Origin of the sequence: Octadecabacter antarcticus 307 (genome assembly GCF_000155675.2) — a bacterium.
In the GTDB taxonomy this organism is placed as follows: Bacteria; Pseudomonadota; Alphaproteobacteria; order Rhodobacterales; family Rhodobacteraceae; genus Octadecabacter; species Octadecabacter antarcticus.
In genome coordinates this window covers 1,658,035-1,676,871 of the sequence record NC_020911.1, presented here as the reverse complement: position 1 = coordinate 1,676,871, position 18,837 = coordinate 1,658,035, and the positions used below count along the sequence as shown (strand labels likewise).

Here is an 18,837-nt window from a genome sequence, read left to right as displayed (position 1 = left end):
ACCCCACGGCCCGCCGCTTGCTCGGTTCATCGTCTTGGCAGCACTGCGCAACCATCAGGGTATGAATTGCCAACACATTCAAACAGTTCATCACCGCAGGTATGCGCACGAATTACTCTAATATCATTGCATTGGTTACGTACAGCAATGTCTGAACCGTCTATTATTAAGTTCACACCTAGGCGCACTGCTTCTGCCCTTAAAACGGTTTCTGCGACTGCGTAGGCATTCACGCTGTCTCGGAGATTAATTTCAACCTCGAAAATCCGAGGATTACCAATCTTTGCAAGTGATTTTAAGATTGGTCCATCACAGAAACGGAAATATGCCGACTCCCCACCCCAAAACTTCAGCAAATCTTCGGTTCCTGCCGTTCTCGCAGGAACAGGGATCGTTACTGCGTAGAATTTGCCTGCTCTGATATCTGATTGGTTCTGAAATGGACTTGTCTGGAAGATTTCGTTGGCCTGCACATCGGTCAGCAGCCCATCCGAAACAAGCTTGTCCAAGCGGGCTCGAAGTCCCGGCAAAGTTGAGAGCATAACACGCTGTTTTATCAACTCGACTTCATTATCCGTCATTCTGGCATAGTGCCAAACTCTTATCTTGCGGCGTGCCAGTGCTTTCAATAATTGATTTTCAAGAACTTGATTGTACCGCTGGCTATAAGGATTGGATAAGAGGCTTTCATAAGGTTCACTTGTAAGATGCCGCTCCATGAGACGCTTGTCTTCGTCCCAGTAGCTAAAGATCACTTCCGCATTAGCGTCTAGGATTGACTTAAGTTCATCGTCAAAAGTAACTGAATTCCAACAATCCACTTTTTCATCTCCCTCTACCGAAACGGATACATCCACACCTTGTAATCATCCACCAACACCTGCGCCCGCGCCCGCTGCTCGGCGCTCATTCTCGGCGTCAACGCCTCAAGACTGTCTGGCGCATCGATGTCGCCGCCAATCGCGGACAGCGCATACCACAGATACGCCCGCACCAGATCGGGCGCAGGCATTCCGCGGCCCAACTCATAATACCAGCCGATCCCGGATTGCGCCCCCGGATGCCCCTTCATCGACGCGCGCAGGTACCACTCAAACGCGCGTTCATCGTCGCGCGCCACGCCAAGCCCCAGCGCGTACATCACTCCGATCCATTCTTCGGCGTCAGCATTGCCGGATCGCGCCAGAACCTCGAACTGCGCGCGCGCCGCAACGAACTCCCCCGCTTCCATCAGATCGCGGGCGTCTTCCAGATCAGCGGCAAAGACAGGGCTTGAGGTCGCCATCAAACCTGCCAAAATGAATCCATGAAATGTACGTCGCAGAGTCATACAAGTTGTGTACAAGTGGTGCACGCGATGTGCCTCCTTATTTGGGGGGCTGGCGCGGCTGTGGCGGACCCGATTTCGATGGATGATTTCGTGGACGCCGACCAAGCGCAAGCCCGCATTGGACAATTGTTATTCTACGACAAAATATTGAGTGGAAACAGGAACATATCCTGTGGTACCTGTCATCATCATGACCAAGCGGGTGGCGACGGGCTGTCACTGGGCATTGGCGAAGGCGGCATCGGTGTCGGGCCGGACCGCACCGCCGAAGACATCCGCAAGCGCATCCCAAGAAACGCACCAAGCCTTTGGAATATAGGGCATAATTCTATCGACGTGCTCTTTTGGGATGGCCGGCTTGAGGTGTCCGATCAGTTCGGCAACGGCTTTGATTCCCCTGCCGAAGAATGGCTCCCGATGGGTCTGGACAACATCGTCGCCGCGCAATCCCTGTTCCCCCTTACCTCACAATTCGAAATGGCCGGAAACCCCGGTGAAAACGCCATCGCAGGCGCCACCCACGATAGAATTGATGCCGCGTGGCCCATCATCCAAGCGCGGATCCACGCAGAGCCTGAATACGTCAGGTTATTCATTGAAGCCTTTGATAATGTTACCGAAATACCCGACATAACAATTGTTGAAATTGGCAATGCGATGGCGGCGTTTATCACGACTGAATGGCGCAGTTTTGACAGCCCCTATGATGCGTGGCTGACCGGTACGGCCCTGCCCGCCAGCGCTGAACGTGGCCGACACTTGTTCTTTGGCGCAGTTGGTTGCGCGGGCTGTCACAGTGGGCCACTTTTCACCGACCAGACCTTTCACGCCCTCGGCCTGCCAGCCTTTGGACCAGGGCGCACACGCCTCTTTGATAAAATGCCACGCGATGTCGGGCGAATGGGGGAAACGGATTTATTATCAGATGCTTACAGATTTCGCACACCGTCCTTGCGCAACGTCGCGCTGACGGCGCCCTATGGTCATAACGGTGCATATCCGACTTTGGGCGACATGATACGCCACCACGGCGACCCAGTTGCCGCCCGCGCCGCTTGGACAACCGACATGGCAGCGTTGCCCGTCGCACCGTGGATGGATGGTGTTGACTTCGCAATCCAGCAGGACAGCCGTGAAATGGCACGTCAGCAGGCGGTTTTGGACATCAATCCTGTGGCCATGACTGCGGCGGAAGTCGCTGATATAGAAGCGTTTCTTCATGCTTTAACTGGTGACACCGCGCAGGAACGCCCGCTTGGGCGACCCGCGACAGTGCCCAGCGGTTTGCCAGTCGACTAGTTTAAAACGTCAACTAATTTAAACTTCGACTAGCGCAAAACCTCGCTCAAGGGGCGTCTTGAACGCGGCGGCGTATCTCCTTTGGGACTGCCAAAGCGGATGACCTGAACGAGACGGCGGTCAGACGCGATGCCGAACCTGTCACAGACCTGTGTATGTGTGCTTGGGTGGTCCGACACTGCGGCCATCGGCCAACCCGCAAACCCCAAGGATGCCGCCTCAAGGCACATGCGAAGATAGGCCCGACCGCTTGCAACAGGGTTTTCCATAATATCTCTGTGAAACAATGCTATAACCGGTGCAGTCAATGTCACCTCGTGTTCAGATGTAAGGCCTTTGGTGAAACCAATCGCGTTCAAAAACCACCAAAATTTGATCAGAACCAAGGGTGCTGCGCGGGCCTCGCCACGGCTCATTCGCATTGACGCACAGTTCATCCCGTCAAGTCCGGCGCGCGGGTGCCTGTCGCTAAACCGCATCCAGCTGACCAGTTCGCGGCGAAAATCAGGGTTCTGCATAATCTCAAAGCTTGCCCAATCGTTGCGCTCAGCGATCCATTCACGACCTGTCAGGTCCATGATCATCCGGGCATCTGCGCGGGTCCAGCCGTACAGTTCCGCAGGCTGCGGTACGAATGGACCGCGCCACGTGAAACGGCGTTCAAGTTGGGCGTGCAGCCCGTCGTCGGACCCGTGTGACATGGTCAAATGCGCGACCGCAACAAGGCCCTGACCAGGTGCTGTCTCTTTGTCGGTCAAGGTTGCGTGGGCTGCGATGCCGTGGGCGGACAGCGCCAGCACCATTGCCTCCAGTACAGCGCCGCACGACAGGGCCGCGTCGCGCCCTTTGGGGTCGCCAACCAGTAGGCCGACGCTGGTATCGCAAAACAACGACAGCGCGTCCCCGTCACGGACCCAGCGGGCGGGTTGGGTGTTGTGGACGGTCGGCGCAAGGGCAGCGCGCGTCACGCAGCCCTCAAATACCTCTTGCGATATCATGGGGTTGACCGTGAGATCAGCCGCGCCATGCGTTGCACTGCCACAAGTTCAAGTTCCGCCCGTGGCGATGTTGCCAATGACGGCGTCGATAGCGCCACAAGGGTCATTGGCGCGTTATCAGCCAACAGGATGTGGCTGGCGTTGAACAGATTAAACAGGTGGGTGATGCGATCGCCTTGCGCGCCATCACTGAAGGGCGGATCAGCGCGGCGCAGCACGGGGCAGATGGTAAAGATGTGGCGCAAAACAGCTGCCTCGAGGTCTGCCAGTTGCGCGTTGTCAATCAGCGCGGCCCCCTCAACCAAAGGGTGCGCTTGCAACCCTCGCAGGAACCCCAATGCATCGCAGGATCGGTCTTCGGCGAGGTGATGTAGCAGGGTTTGCGATTGTTCTTCGGACCGCAGGGTTTGCGCCTCAATAAACAGCACCGCAACCGGCACAGCTGCAAGGATGACGACCAGCGTCAGGATCGTTGCGTCTTTGTCCATGCCGACCATATCAGCCACCACAAATCCCGACAGACCTGCACCTATGACGATTGCGAGAAACGATAACAGTGGCGCGCGGTGGTGCGCCTGAGAGCGGCCAATGCTGACAGTAAGCCAGCAAAAGAACAGCAGCCCCAAGGCTGATATTTGTGCCGGGGGGGCCAGATGAATCATAAAAAAGTCAGCAGCAGCCAAAGGAACAAGCAGAAACAACGACAGCGCCAACCGTTCGACCGTTTGGTTTTCAGCGACTGTCAGGCTGGACCTGTTGCGGGTCAAAACCAGCCATGCCCCAATGAAAACCCCGCTGAGTTGAAAGGCGAGAAGTCCCATCAGGCGCGGTGGATCAATGCTGTCAGACCACCAGAATGACAAGATAAAAAAGACAATTGTGCCGCAACCAACCCAAACCTTGGCCCATTGTGGTGCATGGCGGCGCAGCAATCCTTCGGCCAAAACCAGCACGGAAATTGGTATAAGAGCGGCCCCTAACAGAATGAAAAATCGAAAGAAGTCTGCGCCAGTCAGAATGAGAAATGCGCGTCCTACGAACAACATCGCCATGACGCGAAGGCCAAACAGGAAGCGCCTGTTCAGCGGCTCCCACGGATCGCGCGCGCAGATCACACTTTGCAAGATCAACAACCCTGCGAGGGCCGCCAGCGACAAGAAAAGATTGCCTGTGTCAGATGCCACCAGCGTCATTGCATCAATCCGATCAAGACCTTACGCCCCATCAGGCGCATAATTTCCGGTTTGGAACGTTCAATTCGTGCCATGTAAGGGTTGAAGAAATACCCGCGACCAAGGATTGCGTTCACCACTTCGTAGCACATCAACTGACACGTGGTGATGACCATTGGCGCGAATGACATGCGGGGCCGTTTGCCCGCCACAGCGTCGCCGACAATATTCGGATCGATGTAATTTCTGTATGAGGAATGGGTAACAACCCATTCAGATTCCTTTTTAAATGCTTTTGATCGCTGATCGTCAGTAATTTTGTCCCAATCCGTTTCGACAGTTGGGTTGCCAAAACGGTCCTTGTATTTTTGATCGTTAGGCCCCGTCACATAGACCGATGGCGGCGGCGATGTATCGGCGTTTATCACCGACTTCTCCAGCCCGCGCGCGCTGAGATCATCGGTGCTATTCACCACAATCACGGGCCGTTCGACCCCTGCATCAATAGTGTCCGTCCAATCGCCATGATGGACCTCAATTTCAATTTTAGGATTGATTTGGCCCACTATTTGTGGGGTCGCCTCGGCCTTGTGCTGGTTCATTGTGTGATCAAATGCAAAGACTTGACGGTTCAGGTTACTGATCTCAAATTCGTCCAGAACGATAATGATCAGCTCGCCGATCCCTGCCAGCACCAGCCACATGATACACGCGCCGCGCAGTTTGGCTTGCTCATCTAGCGTCACAAAGCCAATGTTTCGCGAGGTGAATTCGGCGTAATCAAACATCATGGTCGTCCCCTGAATGGCGCGAGGAATATGTGTCTTTGGCAGGCCGCAGAATCGAGAAGTGTCGTGTGCTGTCAGACCAGTAGAACATGGGCAGGATCAACCGTCGAAGAGCCACGTAAATGCCCGTGGACAGTACGCCAAACATCGCAGTTTTGGGGACGTCACGCGACAGATAGCGCCGGATCGCAGGCAAATCCATGCGCCCCAGTTGCAGCACATCATCGCCGCGGGTGTAATCCAGTTCGGCGGCACAGAAGTCGTTAAAAATCGCGTCACGGTGCTTGGGTGCCTGATCCCATGTCTTATTGAGGTCATCTGACCCGCCGGTATAAGCATTGGTAATCACAAATTGCGTCTCGTCGAATTCGGCGTCATCGCCCACCCCGAACACATGGCGATGCCACGTCATGATGCGGCGCGCCATCAACACATGGTTCAACGTGCGCCGATCTGCGTCAGGCCGTGGCCAAATGTCGGAAAACATCTCTGACACCATGCCAACAACGGCGGGAACCTGTGTAACGTTGGAAATCCAGAGCAGGCGGAATTGGTTGCGCACAAACAGCAGAAAACACGTTAGGCCATAGAGCACCCAAGCAAGCCCGCTGGATCGCTGATCAGGATCCACCATGACCAAACCAAGATGCAGCACATCGGTGGGCTCAGGCTGGGTATCAAGCGTCATAATCACCAGCGGGTTAAAAGCAATTGGCGTACCGTCGCGCAGAGTTACCAGCGTGATGATGGTGTCACGCATGCGGTCGCGCCCCCCCCCGCGAACACACCATAGGTCAGGCTACTTGTATCCAGCGTTTTCGCCGCAATAGTGCGCAAATCTTGTGTCAGTGCCTGCAAATCAGCCTGCGACATCCAGCGACCCGGGCGTTCCATAATGCGCACCACGCGGTCACGTCCGTTGCGCAGGCTAACGTCCATGTGCTCTCGGCGGAGCAATTTGAGGATGGGTCCGATCATATGGGTCCGATCATACTGGGCCTGCCGCGTTTATCCGTTGGGGTAACGATAGACTGGATTAACCCTAGGATATGGCTGCGCGTGATGGCAGGCAAGCGTGGAAAGCCTGACCTTTTTGCGGCAATCACACTTGACCAAAGCAGGTCTTAAATCTAGAACATAACAAGAACATTATTACTGGAGACTCAGATGCGCAGAGCCCCAAATCTGTTAAAAACGGCCCCCACCCTCAAATCCGCGACCGACCTGCTGATGCAGCGGGCGGAAACGGCTGGCCGTAAGGGGGAGGCTGACGCGCAACCGACCCTGCGTGAGGTGTTCAGCGAAACTGTAACCGATGGTGCGGCATTGGCGTTTATGCTGGCACAATTGAACACCACAAAGGGGCCCGTTTTGTGGGTGTCTGATCATCTGTCGCGGCGCGAAGCAGGGGTGATTTGCATGGCTGGACTACCGCATGGCATAGATATTTTGCGGGTCGATGTGTCCAAACCCATTGATGTGCTTTGGGCGATGGAACAGGGGCTGGGCTGCGCCACACTGGGCGCTGTGGTGGGCGAGGTTTGGGGTGATCCGCCTGCGCTTGATTTTACCGCATCCAAACGGCTCGCACTCAGGTCAGAAGCCTATTCGGTCCCCGCGTGGCTGATCCGGCGCGCAGCACATGCCAATCTAAGTGCAGCCCGCGCTCGCTGGCGGCTGTCGTCACTGGCGTCCCTGCCCAACGCAGATAACATGCACGCCCCCGGTCAACCGCTATGGCGCGCGCACTTGTTCCGCTCACGCTGGGGCACGCCGGGGGATTGGGTCGCAAGAGATCAAAATGGTCTATACCTTGATTACCGCGTCGAAGGCCGCCCCATGCACGAGGCACGCAATGCCTAAACCAAGCACGCAACGGCCAAGGCCCGCAGCACGATGAGGCGGGAGGACAAGCTGCCCGTCCTGCCCTTTCCAACGCCTGCTTCGCACACACCATCGGCAGACATCCCACCGGCGGACCCGCCTATAAAGGCAAATGACACCGCCGACATGCTGGCGCATGCGATCGAGGCTTTGCAACGGGCGATGACACCAAAACCTGCTGATCCACGGACGGGCGACCTGCCTGCGCAAGACCGTGTTGTGGAAGAAAGTTTCACGTTCGTGGGCGAGCCCCGCTTGCGGGGGGCAATATCCAGTAGACTTACCGACACCCAAAAGGGTGGGCGGGTGGGCGTCGCATCTTGTGCGCTCACTCCGTCCAATGACAAAGACCCGCTCGCGCGCCGGATCACTGCGCTGCATTTTCCGCGTCTGACGATCAATCGCTGGCAACGGCATATGGATAGCACCGGGCAGGCCCCGCCGCCTGAAATTCCCGTGGCACTGGCTGTTGAGGGGCCGCACGGCCCTGTGGTGCACGCCACCAACCGTGCGGCAGATCAGACCAGCATCCATATCGGGGCCCGCGTCGTGGATATGCGCGCGCTGTGTCCTGAATTACGTGTTGAATTTGCCGATGTGGGGGGTGATCAAGCGGCGCTCAAACAGTTGATGCTTTGGGTGCGGCGCTGGTGTCCTTGGTCGGCTTTGGATGGGCCAAATGGGTTGATTTTAGACACCACGGGATCGGACCATCTGTGGGGTGGCGAAGCGGCGATGCTGCGCGAGATTGAAGGTAAACTATCCACGATAGGGCTGGAGACCGATCTGGCCACAGCACCAACCCACGGGGCGGCATGGGCTCTGTCGCGGTTTGGCGGCGTGCGCGAAGTCTGCTTGGCGCACGAGTTGGCACAGCGCACAGCGCCCATGCCCACGGCTGCATTGCGGCTACAGGGGGATACGGTGCTGTTGCTCAAACGGTTTGGGCTAAAAACCGTCGGTGCGCTGGCGAATGTGCCGCGATTGTCACTGGCACGGCGGTTCCAAAAGGCAGTGTTGGTGCAAAATCCACTGCTGCGTCTGGATCAGATGATGGGGCGGACGGCTGAACCGCTGCAAAGCCCCGACGACCCGCCACGCTTTAGCGTACAATCGAACTTGGCGGAGCCTGTTCTAGACCCTGAACCCTATATGCCTGATATGGCGCAGGAGTTATGCGCGGGTCTGCATGCGCAGGGTTGTGGCGCGCGGCGGGTGACGCTGACGATCTATCGCACGGATGGGGATGTGGACCGGATCAGTGTGGCGACCAGCCAAGCGAGCCGCGATCCCGCGCATATCCTGCGGCTATTTGACGGCAAGCTTGAGCGGCTGAACCCCGGCTTTGGCTTTGATCTGATCACACTGGACGCCAGCGTTGTGGAACATGTGCAACTGGTGCAAACCCGCATTGAGGGGGGGGCCAGACAAAATGCGGATGGCGGCACAGAACTGGCGCGCCTGATTGACCGGCTGTCGGCCAAGTTTGGCGCGGACAACATTCGTCGCCCCGCGCCGCGCGACAGCCACGTGCCCGAACGTCGCGAAGGCTGGCAAGCGGCAATGGCACCGGACGGCGCGTCCCTGCCCGCGCACCAGCGGCCCCGACCGTTGCGGCTGTTGCAGCCACCCGAAGACATCCGCGTGCTTTACGCCGTGCCCGAAGGCCCGCCTGCACAGTTCATGTGGCGGCGTCTGACCCATAAAGTCGTGCGCTTTGAAGGCCCCGAACGGATCGCGCCGGAATGGTGGGCGGATCGCCCCGGCACGCGGTTGCGTGATTATTACCGCATCGAGGACCAAAATGGTTGCCGCTACTGGCTGTTTCGCGAAGGGATTGCGGGCGATGGTCGTGGCGGTGCGCCGCGTTGGTGTGTGCAGGGGATTTTTGCATGAGGGGCGTTTGGCTTTACGCACACCATGGGTGTGACGCCTGTGGTGGGCGGGGGCGCACCTCGTTGAACTTTGCTGCGCAAAATTCAACAGGTGCGCAAGAAAAACGGTATTTGAGAACCAAAGAAGCTGTGAATGGCGTATATGGCCATGCCCGAGAATGATCATTCTCATCCGCGCCACACACTACCCGAGGACGGCGATTTTACGCCCAATGCACGCGCGCGCTATGTCGAGTTGGGGCTGTGCACGTGTTTTTCGTTTTTGCGTGGGGCATCGGATGCGGTTGATCTGGCACAGGCGGCGTGGGCGCTGGGGTATGATTGTTTGGCTGTGGCAGACATCAACACTTTGGCGGGGGTTGTGCGTATTTGGTCGCAGGGGCGAAAGGCGGCATTGCGGCCCCTAATCGGGGCGCGCGTTGAGCTTGTGAGTGGTGAGGCGTTTCTGGTGTATCCGACTGATCGGCAAGCCTATGGGCGGCTGTCGCGGCTGATTTCCAAGGGGCGGATGGCGGATGTGGATGGCAATTGGCAAACCAAGGGTGCCTGCGATCTGACGTTGTCAGATTTGGCGACCCACGCCGATGGGTTAATCCTGATTGCCGTTCCAAGTGACGATGTGGAAGCCTATGGGCGCGGGTTAAAGCGGCTCTGTAAGGCCTTGCCACAAATGCGTTATTTGGCGGCGTCCTATCTATATCGCGGCGACGATCACGCACGCATCAACAGGTTGGACGCCTTGGCAGGCCAGCACGGGCTGCGCCTGCTGGCGAGCAATGAAGTGCTGTATCACGCGCCCGATCGCCGCCCGTTGCAGGATATTATGACCTGTATTCGTGAACACTGCACGCTGGTGGATGCAGGGTCACGGCTGCAGCCCAACGCCGAACGGCATCTGAAATCACCAGCCGAAATGCAACGCCTGTTCACCCAGTGGCCCCACGCGATCCGTGCCACGCGTGACGTCGCCGATGCGATTGCGTTTGATCTGGGCGAGTTGTCTTATGAATACCCAAGCGAAGTGATCCCGCAGGATATGACGCCACAAGAGTATCTGGAGAAGTTGATATGGAAGGGCGCCGCATGGCGGTATCCAGACGGGGTAGCCGATGCCATTAAAGCGGTGCTGCGCAAAGAGCTGGCGATGATTGAAAAGCTTGATATCGCGCGGTATTTCTTGACCATTCACGATATTATCGACTTTGCACGCAACGTCGCACAGCCGGAAATTCTATGCCAAGGGCGTGGATCAGCCGCCAATTCCGCGGTCTGTTATGTTTTGGGGATCACGGCTGTGGACCCGACGCAGCACAGCCTGCTGTTTGAGCGGTTTATCAGTGAGGAACGCCGCGAACCGCCCGACATTGATGTCGATTTCGAGCATGAGCGGCGCGAAGAAGTCATTCAGCATATCTACACCAAATACGGCCGCGAGCGGGCCGGCCTGTGCGCCACGGTGATCCATTATCGTCCGCGTTCAGCGATCCGCGAGGTCGGCAAATCCATGGGGCTATCCGAGGACGTCACAGGCGCCATGGCCAAAACAATCTGGGGGTCATGGGGTAGGGATGTGGACGGCGAGCACGCGCGCGAAGCGGGTTTGGATATGAGCGATCCAGTGCTGCGGCGCACTGTTTTATTGGCGGGGCAATTGATCGGCATGCCACGCCATTTGGGACAACACGTGGGCGGGTTTATCCTGACGGAACGCGCACTCACTGAAACGGTGCCGATTGGCAATGGCGCGATGCCGGAGCGTACGTTTATTGAATGGGATAAAGATGACATCGACGCGCTTGGTATTTTGAAAGTGGATATACTGGCGCTGGGGATGCTGACCTGCATCAGAAAGTCTTTTGATTTTATATCCGCACATTATGGAACGAAATTCACCCTTGCGACTGTCCCGCAAGAAGACCCTCGCGTCTATGGAATGTTGTGCAAAGGCGACAGTATCGGGGTATTTCAGGTGGAAAGCCGCGCCCAGATCAACATGCTGCCGCGCCTGCGGCCACGCACGTTTTATGATCTGGTGATCGAGGTTGCGATCGTGCGCCCTGGTCCTATTCAAGGCGACATGGTGCACCCGTATTTGCGGCGTCGCAACGGCGAGGAAGTCATCACATATTCGTCCCCCGGCCCGCCCCATGATCCAGCGGAGTTGAAAAACATCTTGGGGCGCACGCTGGGCGTCCCTATCTTTCAAGAACAGGCGATGAAGGTCGCGATTGAGGCGGCGGAATTTTCCCCTGCCGAGGCCAATGAACTGCGCAAGGCGATGGCAACATTCCGCTCGCGCGGTACGATTGAACTGCTGCAAGACAAGATGGTCGGGCGCATGGTGCGGCGCGGCTACGACGAAGATTTCGCACAGCGCTGTTTTGATCAAATCAAGGGCTTTGGCGAATATGGCTTCCCAGAAAGCCACGCGGCGAGCTTTGCGCAATTGGTTTACGTGTCAAGCTGGCTCAAGTGTCACTACCCAGATGCGTTCTGCGCAGCGCTGCTGAATTCGCAACCCATGGGGTTTTATGCGCCCGCACAACTGGTGCGAGATGCCAAGGATCACGGCGTCGAAATTCGCCCGCCAGATGTGAATTATTCCCATTGGGACAGCACGCTTGAACCATCACAAGACGGGTTTGCGCTGCGATTGGGCCTACGTCAAATCACCGGATTCCAGATCGATGCTGCAACGCGTTTGGTAAACGCGCGCGACGCGCCGTTTCGCGATTTAAAGGCGCTGCAAGACCGCGCAAGCCTGACAGCACCGCATGTGCGCCGACTTGCACAGGCCGATGCGTTGCGGTCGATGTTTCTGGATCGCCGCCAAGCACTGTGGGATGCATCGGCACTACGCGATGCGCCCGATTTGCCGCTGTTTCAAGGCACGCGGGATGAAGGCAAGGAAGCCCCCGTCGCCCTGCCCGCGATGCCCGTATGTGAACAGGTAGTCGCAGACTATCAGACATTGCGGCTGAGCCTGAAAAAGCACCCAATGGCGTTTTTACGCAGGTCACTGGCAACACAGGGTTACACCGACTGCACGCAACTGAAGACCAGTCGTGCGTGGCAGAAGATATCTATGGCGGGGCTGGTGTTGATCCGCCAGCGCCCCGGCTCGGCCAAGGGCGTGTGTTTCATCACGATTGAGGATGAATTTGGCGTCGCTAATTTGGTCGTCTGGCCATCGGTGATGCAACAGTTTCGCCGCGTGGTCATGCAATCACGATTGCTGGTCATCCATGGGTATGTGCAGCGCGATGTGGACGTCATTCACGTGGTGGCTGAAACTTTGGAGGATCGATCCGACGCGTTGTTGCGCCTTTCACCCGAAGGCATGGCAACAACAGTGGCGCATGCCAATCGTGTGGCACACCCCCTGCCAGCCTCGTCAGGGCGGCATCCGCGAGACGTGCGGATTATTCCAAAAAGTCGGGATTTTCATTGAAGGTGGGATGATCGTGACCTGCGCGCACTTTTGGTGGGGCACCTGCGGTGGGCGGGGCGCAGGGGGCATTGCCCCCTCTTGTCTGCGCCAATTCACCCCCCAGGGTATATTCGAGACAAAGACAAACTTAAGCGGATCGACCTAGCACGCGTTTGGAGCCTTCGAGCGCGAGCGGGCTGAGGCCATCGCCACCATTTTTGATATGGGTTGCAAGGAAGTCGAGCATGCGTGGTTCCCAGAATTCTTTTAGGTGATCGGCGACGCGGCCCGCTTTGTCGGCGTCGGGTTGGCTTTCAAAGAAGGTCGCGATTTGATTGATCATCCGGTTGATTTTGTCAGGCGACATCGGAGGCCTCTTTGGTTTGGAAGGGGGGCAGATGGATGCGGTGGAAATGGGTGAAAATTTCAAACGTGTCGTCGCAAGCGAGGGCCACGAGCGTGATGTTGGCCGCTTGCGCAGTTGCGACAGCAAGGGTTGTGGGGGCGGACACGGCGAGGACCACAGATGCGCCCACCATGGCAGATTTCTGCACCATGTCGACCGAGACGCGTGACGTCAAAACGAGCGCACCATGTGAGCAGTCAGGGGTCGCGCCGATAAGTTTATCAAGGGCATTGTGGCGACCCACGTCTTCGCGAACCGTCATAAGACCACGATTTGGAACAAAAAATCCAGCGCCATGGACCGCGCGTGTTTTGTCATGCAGCGTTTGCCCTGCCCGCAGATCGCGCATGGCGCGCGCCACGTCGCTGGGTGAAAGTGCCAGATCGGACGTCACCGGCGCCACAGCGCGTACCGCTTGATCCAAGCTGTCGATGCCGCACAACCCACAGCCCACCGGACCCGCCATGGCGCGGCGGCGCAGGCTCAGTGTTTCCGCTTGCGTTTCGGGCAGCCACATCTGTAGCTCAAAGCCGTTAGGGTGCGCAACGACTTCGACACTGTCGATTTCGCCCCAACCTTCAGTACGCGTGAACCCACGCCCAAAGTCTTCGAGATCACTCGGCGTGGCCATCATCACTGCTTGCGTTGTGCCGTTGTACACAAGCGCCACCGGCACTTCTTCGGGCAGCGCCCGGGTGGCCGTAATAGCGCGGCCATTGCTCACGACATGAGCATTAATGGAGCGCGCACCTGTCATTCAGCGGCCGGAAGAATGCGCCGCGAATTGGCAGCCTGTGCGTTGTAATCTTCCTGCCAATCCGACGGGCCGTTGGAAAGCGCGACCTGCACTGCAGTCACTTTGTATTCAGGGCAGTTCGTCGCCCAGTCCGAATAATCGGTGGTGATGACGTTGGCCTGCGTGTCAGGATGGTGGAAGGTCGTGTAGACAACCCCAGTGGACACACGATCTGTGATCTGCGCCTTAAGCTGAGTTTCACCTGCACGCGACGCCAGGCGCACATATTGACCGTCGCGAATGCCGCGTACCTCGGCGTCATGCGGGTGGATTTCAAGAAGGTCTTCCTCGTGCCAAACGCTGTTTTCTGTGCGCCGCGTCTGCGCGCCAACGTTGTATTGCGACAGAATACGCCCCGTGGTCAGCAACAGCGGGAAACGCGGGCCGGTTTTTTCATCCGTTGCAACGTATTCGGTGATGATGAACTGGCCTTTGCCACGCGCGAACCCGTCAACGTGCATGATCGGCGCACCGTTCGGAAATTTCTCGTTGCAAGGCCACTGAACTGATCCTCGAGTTTCTAGCATTTCATAGTTTACGCCAGCGAAACTTGGTGTCGTCGCTGCGATTTCGTCCATGATCTGGGCGGGGTGCGTGTAGGTCCAGCCACTGTCCATGGCGTTGGCCAGCAACATCGTGACTTCCCAGTCGCCATAGCCGTTTTTCGGGGCCATGACCTTGCGCACGCGGTTGATGCGGCGTTCGGCATTGGTGAATGTGCCGTCTTTTTCCAAGAACGTGGAGCCAGGTAAGAAGACGTGCGCATAGTTCGCCGTTTCGTTCAAAAACAGGTCGTGAACGATGACACATTCCATCGCCGCAAGACCCGCTTGAACGTGTTTTGTGTCCGGGTCTGATTGCAGAATGTCTTCGCCCTGAATGTAGATGCCTTTGAACGTACCATCGACGGCAGCGTCCAACATATTGGGAATGCGCAGGCCGGGTTCGGGGTCAATCGTGGTGCCCCAGATTTTTTCGAACACTTCGCGGGTCGCGTCGTCGGATACGTGGCGATAGCCCGGCAATTCGTGGGGGAATGACCCCATATCGCAGGCTCCCTGCACGTTATTTTGGCCACGCAGCGGGTTAACACCAACGCCGTTTTTACCCAAGTTGCCCGTCATCATCGCGAGGTTGGCGATGGCCATGACGGTTGTGGACCCTTGCGAATGTTCAGTCACGCCAAGGCCGTAATAGATCGACCCGTTGCCGCCGGTGGCGAACAAAATGGCCGCCGCACGGAGTTCATTTGCATCGACGCCTGTCAGCATTGCGGTCGCTTCTGGGGAATGGCGCGGATCGGAGATAAATTCTGCGTAATGCGCAAATTCATCCCAGTCGCAACGGGTACGGATGAAATCCTCATCCATCAGGCCCTCGGTGACGATGACATGCGCAATCGATGACAACACGGCCACGTTCGTCCCCGGAAGCAGCGGCAAGTGATGGGATGCTTCGATGTGGGCAGAGCGCACAATGTCGGTACGACGCGGGTCTATTACGATCAGCTTGGCGCCTTGGCGCATCCGCTTTTTCATACGGCTTGCGAACACCGGATGGCCATCGGTCGGGTTGGAACCGATCAGAATAATTACGTCAGTTTCCTCGACGGAATCAAAGTTTTGCGTGCCAGCGGATGTGCCAAACGTTGTCTTCAGCCCATAACCAGTTGGCGAATGACAAACCCGCGCACAAGTGTCGGTGTTGTTGTTGCCAAAGGTTGATCGGATCATTTTCTGAACAAGGTACGTTTCCTCGTTCGTGCAACGGCTGGACGTGATGCCACCGATAGATTTGACGCCGTGCTTGGCCTGCAAATCGCGCAGCTTGGTCGCGCTGAAACCGATCGCTTCGTCCCAGCTGACTTCGCGCCACGGATCGGTGATCTTGTCGCGAATCATTGGATTCAAAATACGGTCTGAATGGTTGGCGTAGCCCCATGCGAAACGTCCCTTGACGCAGGAATGCCCACGATTGGCTTCGCCATGTTTATATGGCGTCATGCGCACCAGTTCGTCACCGTTCAGTTCCGCTTTGAACGAACAACCAACGCCGCAATACGCGCAGGTCGTCACAACAGAGCGTTCGGGCGTGCCCATTTCGATCACAGATTTTTCTTGTAACGTCGCCGTCGGGCAGGCCTGCACGCAGGCACCACAGGATACGCAATCAGATGACATAAAATCGTCACCGCCAGCACCAGCGGACACGCGAGAATTGAACCCCATGCCTTCGATGGTCAGTGCGAACGTGCCCTGCACCTCTTCGCAGGCGCGCACGCAACGCGAACAGACGATGCATTTGGCCGGATCATAGGTGAAATACGGGTTGGAATCGTCTTTGGGGATAAACTGGCTGTTGATATCACCCGAGCTGTCACGCGCCTCAAAGTGGTTGGCAACCGCCTCGTAGCGGACGTCGCGCAAACCGACCATTCCAGCCATGTCTTGCAATTCACAATCGCCATTTGCGGCACAGGTCAGACAATCCAGTGGATGATCTGAAATGTACAATTCCATCACGCCTTTACGGATCTTTTTGACCTTGGGGGACTGGGTTTTTACCACCATTCCCGCGCTAACAGGCGTGGTACAGGACGCCGGCGTGCCACGGCGACCTTCGATTTCGACCACACACAAACGGCACGACCCGAACGCCTCAACACTGTCGGTGGCGCAAAGTTTTGGAACCGCGATGCCTGCCTCAGCGGAGGCTCGCATGACGGATGTGCCTTCCGGCACCGTCACGTCAAAACCATCAATCGTCAACGTGACCATGTCTGTTGACTTGGAACGGGGCGTACCCATATCCATGTCCGAGCGGGTTGGGATGATAAAATCTTTCATTCGGCTGCTTCCTTTTTGGCCGCAAAGTCGTCTGGGAAATTGTGCAATGCACTGAGGACGGGAAATGGCGTGAAGCCCCCAAGCGCGCAAAGTGAGCCGTCTTTCATGGTCTCACATAGGTCTTCCAACAGCTCGATCGCCGCCGTGTCGCCCTTGCCAATGCGGTCAATTGTTTCGACGCCGCGCACTGCACCAATGCGGCACGGCGTACACTTACCACAGCTTTCGACGGCGCAGAATTCCATTGCGAAACGCGCCATTCCCAGCATGTCGATACTGTCATCAAAAACAACCATTCCGGCGTGGCCGATCAGCCCGCCCTGCCCATCGAATTCTTCATAGCCGAACGGTGTTTCAAACTTTGAACGTGGCATATACGCGCCAAGTGGCCCGCCGACTTGCACGGCTTTCACAGGGCGGCCAGACAACGACCCACCCGCGACTTTGTCGACCAAATCGCCCAGCGGCATGCCAAACGCTGTCTCATACAAGCCACCAAACTTAACGTTGCCCGCGATCTGGATCGGGATCGTGCCCTTGGATCGGCCAAGGCCGAAGTCCGCGTAATGTTGCGCACCTTTTTCCATCACCACTGGCACTGTCGCCAGCGAAATGACGTTGTTCACGACCGTTGGTTTACCAAGAAACCCTTCAAGCGCGGGCAGCGGTGGCTTGGCACGAACCACACCGCGCTTGCCTTCGAGGGAATTCAACAGTGAGGTTTCTTCACCGCAAACATAGGCCCCCGCGCCAACGCGAATTTCCATGTCAAAGCTACGTCCAGAGCCGAGGACGTCAGCACCCAAGAGGCCCGCATGCCGCGCCAGAACCACTGCTTTGTCCATGATATCAATGGCGTCAGGATATTCGGAGCGCAGGTAGACGTAGCCCTTCGTCGCCTCAACCGCGAGGCCCGCAATAATCATACCCTCAATCAAGGTGAATGGGTCGCCTTCCATGATCATGCGATCGGCAAACGTGCCGCTGTCACCTTCATCAGCGTTGCACACGATGTATTTCTGATCGGCTTTCGCCCCCAGAACCGTGTTCCACTTGATGCCCGTCGGGAACCCGGCTCCGCCGCGTCCGCGCAGACCGGATGTCGTGACTTCACCGACAATATCCGCTGGCGTCATCGCAATTGCGCGGCGCAAACCAACAAGCCCCCCGTGCGCTTCGTAATCGGGCAACGACAAAGGGTCAATGACACCACAGCGTTGGAACGTCAGACGCGTTTGGCCCTTCATCCAGTCCAATTCGTCGACCAGCCCAATGCTTTCGAGCGTACCGTCCAGCAACGCAGGCACATCGGCGATGTCCACGGCGACGTAGCCAACGCGTCCCTGATCAGTTTCAATTTCAACCAATGGCTCACGCCAGATCATGCCGCGGCTGCCGGTGCGGATGAGGTTGACATCAAGGCCACGGATCGCAGCTTGGCTGCGGATCGTGGCCGCCACGTCGTCTGCACCCAGCGCCTTGGCGGCACTATCAAGAGGAACGTAAATCTTCATGCGCCTGCCTCAGCTAAAAGCTTGTCCAGCTTGGCAGCATCGACCCGTCCGACGACCTTATTGTCAACCATCGCCGCAGGCCCACAGGCGCATAGACCAAGACAGTAGACCGCTTCGATTGTGACAGCCCCGTTCGCTGTGGTGCCACCCCAGTCGACGCCGAGCTTTTCCAAGACACGCTTGGACAACGCATTGGACCCAACCGCCTGACACGCCTCAGCGCGACAAATCTTGATGGTATGTTTGCCCGCCGGGGCATCACGGAAATCATGATAAAACGAAATCACACCGTGCACTTCGGCCCGGGTGATATTTTGGTGGTCTGCAATGATCTGCACCACGTCGCTTGGGATGAACCCGAATTCTGCCTGAACGCTATGCAAAATTGGCAAAAGCGGGCCTTCTTGCACGCTGTGGCGGGCAAGAATGTCTTGCATAATTTCGGTGGTCGCTGCGTCGGCCATGTGGCGTCTCCCCTT

Annotated in this window: 16 protein-coding genes; 4 read left to right on the top strand and 12 right to left on the bottom strand. The window is 57.2% G+C overall.

What is annotated here, in order from left to right; translation table 11 throughout:
* Positions 1 to 26: 26 nt before the first annotated feature.
* Together OAN307_RS08590 and OAN307_RS08585 are read right to left on the bottom strand one after the other, a co-directional pair.
* On the bottom strand, positions 27 to 857 hold the full coding sequence (locus tag OAN307_RS08590) for a hypothetical protein (RefSeq protein ID WP_144055539.1): 831 nt from the start codon (positions 855 to 857) through the stop codon (positions 27 to 29).
* Positions 836 to 1,330 carry a tetratricopeptide repeat protein gene (locus tag OAN307_RS08585; RefSeq protein WP_015499382.1) on the bottom strand — a complete coding sequence of 165 codons (495 nt, stop codon included), beginning with the start codon at positions 1,328 to 1,330 and terminating at the stop codon, positions 836 to 838. Before OAN307_RS08585 ends, OAN307_RS08590 begins: the two co-directional genes overlap by 22 nt.
* Before the next feature lie 27 nt (positions 1,331 to 1,357).
* Here OAN307_RS08585 and OAN307_RS08580 point away from each other — a divergent pair, with 27 nt between their 5' ends.
* Positions 1,358 to 2,629, top strand: a complete 1,272-nt coding sequence (locus OAN307_RS08580; protein WP_044043444.1) for a cytochrome-c peroxidase — start codon at positions 1,358 to 1,360, stop codon at positions 2,627 to 2,629.
* Positions 2,630 to 2,658: 29 nt separating this feature from the next.
* Here OAN307_RS08580 and OAN307_RS08575 read toward each other — a convergent pair whose 3' ends face one another.
* The 5 genes from OAN307_RS08575 to OAN307_RS29830 are packed head-to-tail and all read right to left on the bottom strand — an operon-like array spanning position 2,659 to position 6,565.
* Entirely contained in the window at positions 2,659 to 3,627 is a 969-nt protein-coding gene (locus OAN307_RS08575) for a nitroreductase family protein (protein ID WP_015499380.1), read from the bottom strand.
* Positions 3,624 to 4,820, bottom strand: coding sequence for a hypothetical protein (locus OAN307_RS08570; RefSeq protein WP_015499379.1), 1,197 nt, complete (start codon positions 4,818 to 4,820; stop codon positions 3,624 to 3,626). The genes OAN307_RS08575 and OAN307_RS08570 overlap by 4 nt, the downstream gene beginning before the upstream one ends.
* A complete protein-coding gene (locus OAN307_RS08565) occupies positions 4,817 to 5,590 on the bottom strand; it encodes a ThiF family adenylyltransferase (protein ID WP_015499378.1) in 774 nt (257 codons plus the stop codon). The genes OAN307_RS08570 and OAN307_RS08565 overlap by 4 nt, the downstream gene beginning before the upstream one ends.
* A complete protein-coding gene (locus OAN307_RS08560; RefSeq protein WP_245541004.1) occupies positions 5,580 to 6,347 on the bottom strand; it encodes a hypothetical protein in 768 nt (255 codons plus the stop codon). Before OAN307_RS08560 ends, OAN307_RS08565 begins: the two co-directional genes overlap by 11 nt.
* A complete protein-coding gene (locus OAN307_RS29830) occupies positions 6,320 to 6,565 on the bottom strand; it encodes a hypothetical protein (protein WP_245541003.1) in 246 nt (81 codons plus the stop codon). The genes OAN307_RS08560 and OAN307_RS29830 overlap by 28 nt, the downstream gene beginning before the upstream one ends.
* A gap of 189 nt (positions 6,566 to 6,754) precedes the next feature.
* Here OAN307_RS29830 and OAN307_RS08555 point away from each other — a divergent pair, with 189 nt between their 5' ends.
* From OAN307_RS08555 to OAN307_RS08545, 3 genes are all read left to right on the top strand, one after another.
* Entirely contained in the window at positions 6,755 to 7,450 is a 696-nt protein-coding gene (locus tag OAN307_RS08555) for an ImuA family protein (RefSeq protein WP_015499377.1), read from the top strand.
* 33 nt (positions 7,451 to 7,483) lie between these two features.
* The gene (locus tag OAN307_RS08550; RefSeq protein ID WP_245541002.1) at positions 7,484 to 9,367 is read left to right on the top strand and encodes a Y-family DNA polymerase; all 1,884 of its coding nucleotides are present in this window, start codon (positions 7,484 to 7,486) and stop codon (positions 9,365 to 9,367) included.
* A gap of 147 nt (positions 9,368 to 9,514) precedes the next feature.
* Positions 9,515 to 12,817: an error-prone DNA polymerase gene (locus OAN307_RS08545; protein ID WP_044044576.1), complete on the top strand. Its 3,303-nt coding sequence runs from the start codon at positions 9,515 to 9,517 to the stop codon at positions 12,815 to 12,817.
* A gap of 127 nt (positions 12,818 to 12,944) precedes the next feature.
* On the opposite strand, the gene OAN307_RS08540 is transcribed toward OAN307_RS08545, so the two are convergent.
* The 5 genes from OAN307_RS08540 to OAN307_RS08520 are packed head-to-tail and all read right to left on the bottom strand — an operon-like array spanning position 12,945 to position 18,822.
* A complete protein-coding gene (locus tag OAN307_RS08540; RefSeq protein WP_015499374.1) occupies positions 12,945 to 13,163 on the bottom strand; it encodes a formate dehydrogenase subunit delta in 219 nt (72 codons plus the stop codon).
* Complete coding sequence (gene fdhD / locus OAN307_RS08535; RefSeq protein ID WP_015499373.1) at positions 13,153 to 13,959, bottom strand: formate dehydrogenase accessory sulfurtransferase FdhD; 807 nt, start codon at positions 13,957 to 13,959, stop codon at positions 13,153 to 13,155. Before fdhD ends, OAN307_RS08540 begins: the two co-directional genes overlap by 11 nt.
* Complete coding sequence (gene fdhF, locus OAN307_RS08530; RefSeq protein WP_015499372.1) at positions 13,956 to 16,844, bottom strand: formate dehydrogenase subunit alpha; 2,889 nt, start codon at positions 16,842 to 16,844, stop codon at positions 13,956 to 13,958. The genes fdhD and fdhF overlap by 4 nt, the downstream gene beginning before the upstream one ends.
* Positions 16,841 to 18,358, bottom strand: a complete 1,518-nt coding sequence (locus OAN307_RS08525; RefSeq protein WP_015499371.1) for a formate dehydrogenase beta subunit — start codon at positions 18,356 to 18,358, stop codon at positions 16,841 to 16,843. Before OAN307_RS08525 ends, fdhF begins: the two co-directional genes overlap by 4 nt.
* Positions 18,355 to 18,822, bottom strand: coding sequence for a formate dehydrogenase subunit gamma (locus OAN307_RS08520; protein ID WP_015499370.1), 468 nt, complete (start codon positions 18,820 to 18,822; stop codon positions 18,355 to 18,357). The genes OAN307_RS08525 and OAN307_RS08520 overlap by 4 nt, the downstream gene beginning before the upstream one ends.
* Positions 18,823 to 18,837: the final 15 nt, after the last annotated feature.